Genomic DNA, 12,927 nt, shown 5'->3' with positions numbered 1-12,927 from the left:
TATAAGCTTTTTGCTGACAGCGGTGTCCGTGATATAAACGGATACAATCAGCTTGCAGTCGGTGACGATGAAATCATTTCCCTTCCCCGCATCGTTATCATAATCGATGAGCTTGCGGACTTAATGATGGTGTCCCCTGCAGAAGTCGAGGATTCAATTTGCCGCCTTGCGCAGATGGCGAGAGCTGCAGGAATGCACCTTGTTATTGCAACGCAAAGGCCGTCGGTTGATGTCATAACCGGAATAATTAAGGCGAATATTCCATCCCGTATAGCGTTTGCCGTGTCGTCTGGTGTAGATTCCCGTACTATTTTGGATGGAAGCGGCGCTGAAAAACTTGTTGGACGAGGCGATATGCTGTTTTATCCTATGGGTGCCGCAAAGCCTGTTCGAGTTCAGGGCTGTTTTGTATCTGATAAAGAAGTAGAACATGTTGTCGACTTTATTAAGAAACAGCATAATGCAGACTATGACGAAAGCGTTATCGAGCAGATAGAACGTGAAGCGGCAAAAGAGAAATCAGTTAAAGGAAACGATAGCGGAGATGCTCCTGACGTTATGCTTAATGAGGCTATCGATTGTGTAATAGAAGCCGGAAGCGCATCGACGTCACTGCTTCAACGGCGCCTTAAGCTCGGTTACGCACGCGCAGCAAGGATAGTCGATGAGATGGAAGAACGGGGTATCGTCGGTCCATATGAAGGATCGAAGCCGCGTCAAGTGCTTATAACACGGCAGCAATGGCTGGAACTTCAGTCAAGGCAGCTGGATTTGACCGAATAATTATTTACCTAAGGGGGTATTACATGGGCAGGATCTTTTCATCAAAGTTCTGCTGGGGTGTAGCCGAAAACACCTTTTCACCCGTGCATATACTGCCATTTGATGATCGTTTTGAATGTGAATCAGAGCAGCCACACGTAGAATTAAACAATTCGGATATTGCTGAAATGATAAAAAAATCAGGTGCCAATTCGTTCTTATTTGTTTTATCATGGAAGGCTATTATTAAAAATGAAAAGGGCGAAGTGAACGAACAGGCAGTTCAGTATTATAAACAGATGATTTTGGAACTAAAGAATAAGGGGTTACATATAACGGCAGCACTCCTGTCTTTTGAGGTTCCGCCATTTTTACTGAAAGCAAACGGGTTTACCAAAAGAAATGCGGTCTCACTCTTTGAGTATTATTCAAAAGTATGTTTTGAGAGATTCGGGCAACTTGTCGATAACTGGATAACCTTGTATGAGCCAAATCATTATGTATATTTCAGAGGCTTTCTACAAAACGGAGTTAAATCAAGGCGCAAAAAATTGTCTGAGGCAATCTTAACCGCACATAATCTCTTGCTTGCTCACGGTGCTGCTGTACGAGCTTTTCGCAGCATGGAACTAAAAGGAAAAATAGGTATCGCTCTATCGGTAATCAAATTTGAGCCTGAGTCCGCAAAACCTGTAGACCTTATTTGGGCTCGGATAATAAACATTCTTATGAACAAATGGTTTACCGAGGCCCTCTCAAACGGCATTTACCCGTTTTTTACCCGGTTGATTATGTTTCTTAAGGGAGTTAAATTTCATACACGTCGTCGAGATATGGAAGTCATTTCTTCTAATCTCGACTTTGTTTCGGTAAGTTATTATGGAAAACTCCGCATTAGCCATCAAAGTCACATTAATGAAATTTCTGATTTTACTAATGCAGCTATTGTTGATAAAGATGGTTTTCTGACTGCTTGCTATAACATACACAGGCAGATGCATTTACCTATGTATATAATAGATAATGGACTTCATACTCCACCACTTGATAAGTCTGACGCAATTAAGAGCGATATGTCTAAAATTAATCTTATTAATACAAATATCACGTCAATTGAATCATTGCTGCTAAACTGGGTAGATATACGCGGGTATTATATCTGTTCTCTTTTTGATAATTATCGTTACTTAAGCAGTTCCGGCAAGCATACCGGGTTATATTACATAGATAATAATGAAATAATAGCTAAAGACAGTGCTTCGGCTTTTAGTAATATAATAAATAAGCTAACTGAAAGGAAAACTGATGAATAGGACAGTGCTTATTACCGGCGGTTCAAGAGGCATAGGCAGAGCTACTGCTGAGCTATTCGCCGAACAGGGCGACAAAGTAATGATAAATTATCTGCATTCTGAAAGCCAAGCAGTAACCTTATATAAAAGCCTTAGGGAAAAAGGATATATGGCTGAAATTTACGCTGCAGATATTGCTGTAGAATCGGATGTAAAAGAACTTTTTTCGTATACAAACGAAGTTTTTGGGAATGTCGATATCCTCATTAATAATGCAGGTATCGCTCAGCAAAAACTTTTCTGTGATATAACAGAAGATGAGTGGCACCGGATGTTTGATGTCAATATCACAGGAACTTTTCATTGCTGCAAAAATGCGCTGCCCTCTATGATAAATAAAAAGCGCGGTAAAATTATAAATGTATCATCAATTTGGGGAATCAGCGGTGCATCATGTGAGGTTCATTATTCAGCGTCAAAAGCTGCTATAATTGGATTGACTCGAGCACTTGCAAAAGAGGTCGGCCCCTCAAATATTCAGGTCAATTGTGTTGCCCCAGGAATTATCAGTACAGAAATGAATGCATTTTTATCAAATGACGATATTGAATCTCTATGCTGTGAAACCCCTCTAGGGCGTTTTGGGAAACCCATCGATATTGCAAATTCTATTTTATTTTTAGCTTCCGAAAAAGCCGATTTTATTACTGGACAGGTTTTAAGTCCTAACGGTGGATTTGTTATTTAGCTTCAAAATTAATTTTGGTATTTCTTTTAAACGGTTCAACCCCGCGCCACGTGAATGCACGGTTTTTATATTTTTCTTTAAACGTTTTATTAGTAAGAAATTTAACATCACTTTCAAATATATTTTTGATTCGATTCCCCTTAAACTCTATTAAATCCGTTTCAAAAATATCTTTGTTATGGGGACATACGATTTGGCAAATGTCGCATCCCCATATAGTGAGAGAATTTTTAATTAGATCAGTTTCTGTTTTACTTAATTCCCCTTTTTTTTGCGTTACCCCTGAAACACATAAGGTTTTATCAAAGTTATGCCCCGACAAAGCTCCCCCCGGACATTTTTCTATGCATAGCCCGCAATTTTCACATTTTAATATTTCAGAAAGGGAATCATATTCATCAAACAGCATATCTGTTAGTATTTCACCGATAAAAACAAAGCTCCCGTAATCTTTAGTAATCAGTAATCCATTTTTTCCGATTAGGCCAAGACCTGATGCGGCAGCAAGCTTAACCTCCTTAAAAGGTGAATTGTCTGTATATATGGAGAAGTTAACATTAACATCAGCTTGTAATTCATCAATTACAAGTTGAGCCCTTCTTTTTAGGACAACATGATAATCCTCACCTCTCGCATATAGTGAAATATTGCCGCCCTCTATCCCGCAATAGTATGGAACTGCAAAAACAATGACACTTTTAAAGCTGTTAATATCTTCGGTTAGATACTTTGAAGCATCTTCAAATCTCAATAATTTATAAAGTGACAGTCCAGCTTTTTTCATTACTTCATATAACATAATAAAGCCGCCTTTCTTAGGAAATTATACCAAAAAAATGCGGCTTTATCAATGTTTTTACTTTTTTGTTTCCGACTTTCCTAATATTGCAGCTATATACCCGAAACAGATTGCCGCCGCAATACCGGCAGAGGTTGCTGTTACCCCGCCTGCCAATATGCCAAGCAAGCCTTTCTCTTCTACACCCTTTTTTACACCTTCGGCAAGTGCATACCCAAATCCTATAATCGGTACAGTGGCGCCTGCCCCGCCGAAATCAACTATTTTACCATACACTCCTATACCTGTAAGAACAACACCTAAGCTTACAAATAAAACAACAATACGGGCAGGGGTCATCTTAGTCTTATCTATCAAAATCTGAGCAATTATACAAATAACCCCTCCGGTTACAAATGCTTTTAGATAATCCAGGTGAACTACCTCCTCTCAATCTGCACAAGATGAGCAATACCTACTATAGGCTGCCCTTGCTGTGCGCTGGTTGTACTCATAAGTGCCCCAGTTCCTATGAATAATATATTATTAAGTTCGCCGCGCTGAAACCTCGCCATAATTTCACAAGCTAATACAACAGCAGAACATCCGCAGCCTGACGCCCCTGAGTGGACATCCTGTTTTACCTTATCAAAAATCATAAGTCCACAGTCTTTATGAACACCGCTTATATCTATATTATTTTCATTTTTTAATATATCAATAAGGATCCTGCTTCCCTCCTCTGCAAGATCGCCCGTCAAAATTAAATCATAATCTGTCGGTGCAGTCCGTGTATCCTCTAAAAAACTGCGAATTGTAAACGCTGTAGACGGAGCCATAGCCGCGCCCATATTATTAGTATCAGTAATTCCAAGCTCTATAGGAGTACCGATTACAGCTTTAGTAATACAAATTCCGCTGGGATTAGGCATGCGCTCAACAACAAATGCACCGCTTCCTGTTACTGTCCATTGTGCAGTAGGGGGTCTCTGCGAACCATAGGAAAGCGGGTATCTAAACTGACGTTCAGCAGTGCAAAAATGAGACGATGTCATTGCGAGCGTGCGATTTGCATAGTCTCCGTCAGTCATAATTGCTGAAATAATAAGTGACTCAGCCATTGTTGAGCATGCTCCAAAAATTCCAAGATGGGCTTTGCCGAGAGGGGTAACAGAATAGTCGCTTCCAACGCACTGATTCAATAAATCCCCTGCTACTACAACATCAACATCGTCTTTTGTTTTATTGCATTTTTTTAAAGCGAAGTCAGCAGCCATTTGCTGCATACGTGTTTCAGCTTTTTCCCAAGTGTCTTCACCGAAATGCGCGTCCATTCCAATGTAGTCGAAAACTTGCCCAATCGGACCCTCGCCCTCTTTTTTCCCGACTACACCAGCGCTGGACGCAACATGTACATTATCAAAAATAAGGGTTTGGTTGCCTGAACGTTTCATATTTCCTCCCCCTTATACCTTTTGCAAAATATACAAAATGATCCCATAGATGAATGATGTCAATATTCCATAAACCAAAACAGGTCCGGCAATTACAAACATTTTTGCTCCAACACCCAGTACTAAACCTTCGCTTTTAAATTCAATCGCCGGAGAAACAATTGAATTTGCAAAACCTGTGATTGGAATAATAGTTCCTGCTCCGGCATGCTTCGCCAGTCTCCAATAAACTCCTATTGCTGTCAAAAAGACACCCCAAAAAATCATAGTTACTGAAACTGCCGACGATACAGCCTCTTTTGAAAGTCCCATACTTTTATATAAATTACTAAACCCTTGTCCGACGGTACATATTGCTCCACCATATAAAAAGGCATTAATACAGTCTTTAAGTAATGGCGATTTTTTTGAAGTCTGCTGTACATACTTTGTATATTCTTCCTTTTTCATGAATAACACCTCAGCATTATTTTGCTGAATTTTTATTTTTATATACAAAATAAAAAAAGCCGTAGACACGGCTTCTTTTATTGTATATTAATATCTGTTAAAATTGGTTGCTGACCTTTGATAGATTCAAATGAAAAACGTATATGGTCACCTGTTTGCAGATTGAGCGACTCGAATGAATTTCTAACTGAATCTCCTATTCTAATTACAATTTCATTTTGTCCATTTATTTTATTGTCAAGCGTCACTTCAAAAGAATTACTGTCTGCAAGCCCCACATATGTACCCGTTATATTTTGCGTACTATTTGAGTTTTTAGAATTAACTTTCGTTTGCTGCGCCGAACAGCCTGATATTAATACAATACAGGCAGTTGCAACTACTGTTAACAGAATAATTGATTTTTTCATATGCATTCTCCTTTATTTAATTATAAAGCAATTAAAAAATAAATTAAAGATTTTATGTTTCAAAAAACTATCAAATTATCTTTTTGGTAAATTTGTATAATAATAATGCCTTGTAACACAAATCTTTTCTTGACATATAAGAGAAACATAACTATAATTATTAAGCAATGAAAATTCCGGGGTGTGGCTCAGTTTGGTAGAGCGCTTGGTTCGGGACCAAGAGGCCGTGGGTTCAACTCCCGCCACTCCGACCAAAAATGCATATACGCTAATTATAAAATTAATTTGCGTATATGCGTTTTTTATTTATAATGAATTATCATACATTATATCTTTATTATGATGGAGACATGCACATGTAAACAAATTACGTTTTTGACCAAATTGTTATGATACGGATGAAGAATAGCGATTTCGCCGATGCAATACGTTCTAACCTTAAAGTCGCACAGGCTTTGGATATGGCTGGTAACAGGGCTTTAATTATACTCGGAAACAAAATTGACTGACAATAATTCGTTTGTTTGATATAATTGATTTAAAATGACTTACTGCTTTCCGACTATCTTATTTATAAACTAAATTTTGTGAATGTCGGCCTTTCCAACATATAACGTAGCGTCCGAAAACGCCCTCAATAAAAGAAATGCCGTCTATATTTATGCTTGAAAGTATGGGGAATAAAATGAAAATTGCTGTTATATATGGAACACAGCGAAAAGCAAAATCCAGTACGTACAATATCGCACAACAATTTATCGGTCAATTATCCGAAGGCTGCGACGTAACGGAATTCTTTTTGCCTAAAAGTATGCCCAATTTTTGCAGAGGATGCTGGCAATGCTTTACCGAATATACAAAATGCCCTGATTACGAATATCTCAAACCAATGATCGAATCCATGCGTGAGGCCGATCTGATGATATTTACCGCGCCCGTTTATGTCTATCATGTTCCTGGGCAGGTAAAGGCTTTCCTTGATCATTTTGGATATCGCTGGATGCCGCATCAGCCGATGAGGGAAATGTTTCATAAGCAAGCGCTTCTTATCTCTACAGCGGCGGGTGCTGGAACAAAGTCTACGCTGAAAGATCTGAAAGACAGCATGACATTCTGGGGGGTTGCACGAATTCACATCTTTGGGAGAAATGTCAATGCGGCCGACTGGAATACCGTAAGCGAAAAAAAGAAATTTCAGTTTCAAAAGGATATCGAAAAAATGTCGGTAAAAATAAAAGCTGCAAGCAGGAATATCAAGCCTTCGCTAAGGGTAAAAGGCCTATTTTATGCCATGAGATTTATGCAGAAAAAATTTCATTTTAACCCTGCGGATGTGAGGTATTGGCAAGAGCAAGGCTGGCTCGAGAAAGAAAGGCCTTGGTAATATTCTCTCAAATGAGTTAAAAATATTTGAAACTCAAAACAAGAATGTTACGATTTACATCTATGATCATCAATCTACCATGCAGGCAAAAAAATACGGGTACATTGCGCCATTGCTGGGACTCGACAGGTATATCGGGGATAATATAGGTACGAGGGTAATTCTTACTTCTCCCGCCAACCCCAGAAAAATACATACATATGATGATAATAAAGAAGCCGTGCTTCACGAAATGGTTCATGCCTATGCAAACATTCTTAATCCACATATTCATTTATGGCTAACAGAAGGCATGGCACTGTATATGTCAAATGGAGAGCCGTTCTATAGGTCATATCTGCAGGATCATATACTTCCATCCTATTCAGATCTCCAGACAAAGAATCCCATCCAATTTTCAGGTATGGGAGGCTATCAACTTGCGCCGACTTATATACAATTCATCAACGATGATTATGGTTGGAATAAGGTTTTGCAACTGATAAAAACTGAAGATTATCAAAAGACTTTTGGAAAAAGTGCCAACAAGATATACTCGGAATGGATAGAGTACCTTAAGAATTATTATCAATAAATATATCAGATTAGAGAAGCAGGCTACAGCTATGAAATATTTCACAAGCAAGTTGAATTGCGTGTAATGAGCAAACTGGGAAGTGATAACGCATTTCTTTTTTGACCAGACTTGCCAAAAAAGATCCATGTGTCAGGGTTTAAACCCCACACATGGATCTTTTACGTTGTCTTCATATTTGGTAATACTCAAAATAAAATAGTTTTCAGATTATTAATATTAGGTGACGCAGATAAGCATTGAACCTTTTCTGTAATATTCTGAACTTTTTTGGTTGGTTTCTCCCATAGAAAAGCTGTAATCTATTCTTATAAAAATGAAAGGAAGGATTACATTGAATAAGAATGAAGCTGCGATGAATTACTTTGACAACGGTTGCAATTGTGCGCAAGCGGTAGTAATGTCTTACGCTGATGAACTGCATGTTCCAAAGGAGGTAGTCGAGAGAATGGCTGTTGCATTTGGCGGAGGCATGAGCAAAACGGGAAAAACCTGCGGATGCTTAACCGGCGCCTTAATGGTAGTAGGACTTAAATATGGGGAAGATTCGGCCACAGTTGTAAAAAAGAGAATTGACGCCTATAATGGTGGTAAACAGTTTATACAGTTATTCCGTGAAGCTTTCGGTGCAACAGACTGCCGGGAACTGATTAAACTTGATTTAAATAATTCAGAAGATATGGCGCAAGCGCAAAAAAATGTGTTTGGAACAAGATGCAGGACATTAGTAGGTAAGACTGTGGAACTATTAGAAAGTAATTTCCTTTAATTTTTTGAGAAGGTGGCATTTCATGATTGTACCCAATGAATTGCAAAATATTGTTGAAATAGACGATTTTAAATCGCAATTATATATTACAAAATATATGGAATGCGCTCCGTCCAAAATACCAACCAATGTAATTGATAATCTGCTCATAATAGTTTTGGAGGGGAAGAAAAAATTAATCTGCGGTGATTATACGACTGTACTCTCAAAAGGTGAGTTTGGTTTTTTTCGCAAAGGCAATTATATTATGAATCAGATTTTGACCAATGACAGATATGAAAGTCTCCTTGTTTTTATTTCTAATGAGTGCTTACAAGAAATCAAACAGTTATATGATAAAAACCGAATTTATAAAATTTGTGCCAGCCAGGTTCCATATGTGCATGGAATCATGGGAACCTATATGCAAAAGGAAGCCGAACAGATTACAAAGCTTTTAACGGATGATCGTAACGATTATCGCGACATACTGAAGTTGAAAATAAGAGAATTGCTAATGTTTTTATTTCATGACAATACTATTAATGACATACTCGCTTTTATCAATTCGTGTTTAAGTATAAGTGACGATATTAAGGATTATATGGAATTAAATTATACATCACACATGAGTATTACGGATATTGCAAACGCGCTTCATATGAGTGTCAGTACCTTTAAAAGAAAATTTGCAGATATTTACGGAACAACCCCCAAGCAATGGATAAATAACAAAAGGTTTAAAAAAGCCAAATTTTTGATTGAAAATACAGATTACTTAATTACAGACATTTGCTTTTTATGTGGTTACGAATCTTTGTCTACCTTCAATTCTCAATTCAAGAAAATTTCGGGTACCTCACCAACTAAAATTAAAAAATAATAGTATTCTTGTTTCACATATTTTTATGAATTTACAATTGTTGTTATTCAAAGGAGACGTACAATGAAAATACAAAGAATATTAATAGAAAAGAACGAGTTTCATACCCCGAGTATATTATTAACTCCAGAAGAATCATACGGTGCTGCTTTGGTAATTCACTGGCTGTAGGCTTGGCAATGCGTATTGCTGAAATTGGTCTTACAGTAAATGTAATCGATCAGCGTGGTCATGGAGAAAATAATAATCCTTTGGATGATCGGGTTTTAGAGGAAATAGAATCCGCAACTCAGTTTTGCCGACAGTATGGAAAAGTAGTAGCAGTTGGGCATTCCTCCGGAGGCCGTTTCGCTATGTCAAGCTCCGCAGATTTCTCTATCGGAATTTCTCCGGCACTTGCCTCTGATTATGGCGGAAGAACAAGAGAATTACTTGACAATCTGAGAAGCTATCGTGTTAAAGAATTATATCGCGGTATAAATCATCAAATAATAAAAAATCTTCCTGAATGGAAATATAATGAGCAAAATCCAACTATGATTTTATATGGTTCAAGAGATGTCCCTGAAATAGTCGACAAATGCAAAAATATAAAATGTGATGTTGTGGATATTTTTGAAATCAAAAATGCACTACATAACGATATTTATTTATTAGAGGATACCTTTACTAAAGTAACAGAACAGTTAAAAAAATGGTTTTTCATTTGCAAAAATGAGCAGCTATGATGTCTTTTTTAACTACATACCAATCAGCCACTGATAATAATATCAGTGGCTCTTTTTTTATTTATCAGTCTTTTTAAAAAGTATTAATAAAACCTTAAAGTATTTGTATCGTAATTATTGAGTTTACATTAATTTACACTTAATATTGTTTTTGTTTCTATTAATATTTACTAAATTATTCATATTGCTAGTGCACATGTTAGTTAAAAAAATTAAATTGCAACATGCTAAAAACTTTTGCCATTTAAATATCTGTCAGTAATTAGTAAATTTTTGGTTACAATTTCTTACACTTTTTATATTATATTTGATATTTTTATATAAAAGTCCTTGTTGTGAATTATCACACATGTTATAATTTAAATGTTTTAATATATTTATTTCAAACAGGCGGTGTGAATTTTGGCTAATGAACTAACTTTATTAGATATTATTCGGATACTTAAAGCCAGAGCTTGGCTAATAGTTTCATTGGTTATAATATCCGGCATTGTATCCTACATCTACAGCACGATATTTATTGATCCAAATTACACATCTAAGGGCATGCTTTACGTACATAACAGTAAAGCAGGCGAAGAATCTCTTAATATTAATGATATATCAGCTTCTCAAAAGCTGGCAAATACATATGGCATTATTTTAAAGAGCGATACATTTTTGGATGCAGTATCTAAGCATACAAATATTGGGCTGTCAGTTGAAAAACTCAAAAAAATGATTAATATTACTGCAGTTAATAATACAGAAATCATTCAAATTAGTGTTTCAAGTGCTAATCCTGAACATGCTCGAATTATTGCTGAAACTGTATTAAGCAACGCGAATTCTGCTATTATCGGCGTTGTTAAGGGTGGTTCAGTCGAAATTGTTGATAATGCCAGTTTGCCGACAGTGCCATCCTCTCCTAATATAAAAACTAATACTTCTGTAGGAATTTTACTGGGGATAGTAATAGGTGTTTTAATAAGTTTCCTGCTTGAAATGTTTGATACTCGTGTTCGTGACGAGGAAGAGCTTTTAGCAAAATATAATTTACCTGTTCTAGGAGTGATCCCGAATCTTATTACTGATAGATAAATTCTTAAATTAAAGGCGTTTTTTGAAATATTTAATGAGGTGCATGGAGTTTATGAATAATAAAAAAAAATTACCAATATTATTTAGAAATATTCACTTTTCTCCATCAGGACAGCGCCCGGCCACATTATTGTCTGATAAAACTGGATTTTCAATAAGAGAATCATATAAAACAGCTCGTACAAACATAATGTTTTCGTTATCATCTGTTGTCGGTTGCAAACGAATAATAATAACAAGCGCTGTTCCCGGTGAAGGAAAAACTACTACTACTATGAACCTTGCAAATGTTTTTGCCGAAATGGGCGCACGCGTTATGATTATTGACGGTGATTTGCGCAGGCCTAGAGTACATGTTTTTCTTGAGCTTGAAAATGATAAGGGGCTTTCAAGTATTCTCGGTGGCTTTTGTAAAATCGACGAAGTAATAAAACACACTCAATATGGATATGACTGCATTACTTCAGGTCCAATTCCCCCAAACCCGGCTGAACTTCTGTCATCTTCAAATATGTCAGAACTTTTAAATGAGAAACTTGCAGATTACGATTATATCTTTATCGATACCCCTCCTGTTACAGTAGTTACAGACTGTACAGCAATATCAAATTTGGCTAATGGAGTTATTGTTGTTGCCCGTCAAGCATACTCAACGCACGATATGATTGAACGGTCACTTGATACTATCAATTTTACAGGTACAAAAGTTTTAGGATTTGTACTTAATGACTCAATGAGTAAAGGTGCTAAATATAATTCTTATAAAAAGAAAAATTCTTACGGTTATGGATACGGCTATGGGTATGGCTATGGGTATGGAAAAGAAAACGAAGAAGATAGTAATGAAAGTAAAGTTGAATCCCCGGTAAAACAAAACTTATAAGATTTATTGTTATATGAGTTATCCTCAATGGGGTGGTGAAAACATTGATAGACTTTCATTCTCACATACTGCCTGGGATTGACGATGGCGCGTCTGATCTAGATACTTCTTTGAAGTTGATTGATCTCTTAAAAAATCAGAATGTTTCGATTATTCTTGCAACTCCGCATTATAATGCCGCTCATATGTCTGTTGATGATTTTTTAAACCGAAGATCGTTATCATTTCAAAAGCTCGCATTACCGGGCGATATCTCAATTAAACTTGGCGCTGAGGTTTTTCTCACTCGGGGGGTGGATTCTATTGAAGGTCTTGAAAAACTATGTATAGAAAATACTTCATATATTTTAATTGAACCACCGATGGAACCATGGCAGGATTGGATATATGAGTCTGTATATAAAATTGTGCTTAGAGGTCTCCACCCCATTATAGCACATGTTGAAAGATATATGGGCGTAATGAGCTTTAATCGAATATTGAAATTACTAGAGATGGATGTTATTTCACAAATAAATGCTGACTCTTTAAGCTATTTTACCGGTCGAAGAAATATTATTAAATTATATAAGGAACAAAAATTCCATCTTCTTGGTTCTGATACACATAATCTAAAAACCCGATTCCCCAAAATGGATATCGCCGCAGGCAAAATAACTAAATATTTTGGAGCTGATTTCCTAAATCATATAGATAAAAATGCAGCTTTAATACTATCAAATAAAAAGCCTCTTATTTGAAATATAAGCTTTT

Annotated in this window: 16 protein-coding genes and 1 tRNA gene; 12 read left to right on the top strand and 5 right to left on the bottom strand. The window is 36.6% G+C overall.

Annotated features, from left to right (window positions below; genetic code table 11):
* The 3 genes from Q8865_00935 to fabG form a co-directional block, all read left to right on the top strand.
* On the top strand, positions 1-783 hold a 783-nt coding region (locus Q8865_00935; GenBank protein ID MDP4151992.1), incomplete at its 5' end, for a DNA translocase FtsK.
* 23 nt (positions 784-806) lie between these two features.
* Positions 807-2,075 (top strand): family 1 glycosylhydrolase, encoded by a 1,269-nt coding sequence (locus Q8865_00930; GenBank protein MDP4151991.1) that lies wholly within the window; start codon positions 807-809, stop codon positions 2,073-2,075.
* Positions 2,068-2,802, top strand: coding sequence for a 3-oxoacyl-ACP reductase FabG (gene fabG / locus Q8865_00925; protein MDP4151990.1), 735 nt, complete (start codon positions 2,068-2,070; stop codon positions 2,800-2,802). The genes Q8865_00930 and fabG overlap by 8 nt, the downstream gene beginning before the upstream one ends.
* On the opposite strand, the gene Q8865_00920 is transcribed toward fabG, so the two are convergent.
* From Q8865_00920 to Q8865_00900, 5 genes are all read right to left on the bottom strand, one after another.
* Positions 2,795-3,601 carry a DUF1730 domain-containing protein gene (locus tag Q8865_00920; GenBank protein MDP4151989.1) on the bottom strand — a complete coding sequence of 269 codons (807 nt, stop codon included), beginning with the start codon at positions 3,599-3,601 and terminating at the stop codon, positions 2,795-2,797. The two genes, fabG and Q8865_00920, sit on opposite strands and share 8 nt — an antisense overlap.
* 57 nt (positions 3,602-3,658) lie before the next feature.
* Positions 3,659-4,015 carry a stage V sporulation protein AE gene (gene spoVAE, locus Q8865_00915; protein MDP4151988.1) on the bottom strand — a complete coding sequence of 119 codons (357 nt, stop codon included), beginning with the start codon at positions 4,013-4,015 and terminating at the stop codon, positions 3,659-3,661.
* Positions 4,016-4,020: 5 nt separating this feature from the next.
* The gene (locus Q8865_00910) at positions 4,021-5,034 is read right to left on the bottom strand and encodes a stage V sporulation protein AD (protein MDP4151987.1); all 1,014 of its coding nucleotides are present in this window, start codon (positions 5,032-5,034) and stop codon (positions 4,021-4,023) included.
* A gap of 12 nt (positions 5,035-5,046) precedes the next feature.
* Complete coding sequence (gene spoVAC / locus Q8865_00905) at positions 5,047-5,484, bottom strand: stage V sporulation protein AC (protein ID MDP4151986.1); 438 nt, start codon at positions 5,482-5,484, stop codon at positions 5,047-5,049.
* A 77-nt stretch (positions 5,485-5,561) separates the two neighbouring features.
* A complete protein-coding gene (locus Q8865_00900; GenBank protein ID MDP4151985.1) occupies positions 5,562-5,894 on the bottom strand; it encodes a hypothetical protein in 333 nt (110 codons plus the stop codon).
* 177 nt (positions 5,895-6,071) lie between these two features.
* On the opposite strand from Q8865_00900, the gene Q8865_00895 reads away from it, so the two are divergent.
* From Q8865_00895 to Q8865_00855, 9 genes are all read left to right on the top strand, one after another.
* A tRNA-Pro gene (locus Q8865_00895) sits at positions 6,072-6,148 on the top strand.
* Positions 6,149-6,579: 431 nt separating this feature from the next.
* A complete protein-coding gene (locus tag Q8865_00890) occupies positions 6,580-7,278 on the top strand; it encodes an NAD(P)H-dependent oxidoreductase (protein ID MDP4151984.1) in 699 nt (232 codons plus the stop codon).
* A 79-nt stretch (positions 7,279-7,357) separates the two neighbouring features.
* On the top strand, positions 7,358-7,852 hold the full coding sequence (locus Q8865_00885) for a hypothetical protein (protein ID MDP4151983.1): 495 nt from the start codon (positions 7,358-7,360) through the stop codon (positions 7,850-7,852).
* A 316-nt stretch (positions 7,853-8,168) separates the two neighbouring features.
* Positions 8,169-8,621: a C-GCAxxG-C-C family protein gene (locus Q8865_00880; GenBank protein MDP4151982.1), complete on the top strand. Its 453-nt coding sequence runs from the start codon at positions 8,169-8,171 to the stop codon at positions 8,619-8,621.
* Positions 8,622-8,643: 22 nt separating this feature from the next.
* Positions 8,644-9,483, top strand: a complete 840-nt coding sequence (locus tag Q8865_00875; protein ID MDP4151981.1) for an AraC family transcriptional regulator — start codon at positions 8,644-8,646, stop codon at positions 9,481-9,483.
* 179 nt (positions 9,484-9,662) lie between these two features.
* The gene (locus Q8865_00870) at positions 9,663-10,211 is read left to right on the top strand and encodes an alpha/beta hydrolase (protein MDP4151980.1); all 549 of its coding nucleotides are present in this window, start codon (positions 9,663-9,665) and stop codon (positions 10,209-10,211) included.
* A gap of 402 nt (positions 10,212-10,613) precedes the next feature.
* Entirely contained in the window at positions 10,614-11,291 is a 678-nt protein-coding gene (locus Q8865_00865; GenBank protein MDP4151979.1) for a Wzz/FepE/Etk N-terminal domain-containing protein, read from the top strand.
* A 130-nt stretch (positions 11,292-11,421) separates the two neighbouring features.
* On the top strand, positions 11,422-12,174 hold the full coding sequence (locus tag Q8865_00860) for a CpsD/CapB family tyrosine-protein kinase (GenBank protein ID MDP4151978.1): 753 nt from the start codon (positions 11,422-11,424) through the stop codon (positions 12,172-12,174).
* Between the two features lie 35 nt (positions 12,175-12,209).
* Positions 12,210-12,914 carry a CpsB/CapC family capsule biosynthesis tyrosine phosphatase gene (locus tag Q8865_00855; protein MDP4151977.1) on the top strand — a complete coding sequence of 235 codons (705 nt, stop codon included), beginning with the start codon at positions 12,210-12,212 and terminating at the stop codon, positions 12,912-12,914.
* The last annotated feature ends 13 nt before the right edge of the window (positions 12,915-12,927 follow it).

This window comes from Bacillota bacterium, from assembly GCA_030705925.1.
Taxonomy (GTDB): Bacteria; Bacillota; Clostridia; order Oscillospirales; family Feifaniaceae; genus JAUZPM01.
Note: the sequence above shows the minus strand (reverse complement) of the source record. Positions and strands in the feature narration are given on the sequence as shown.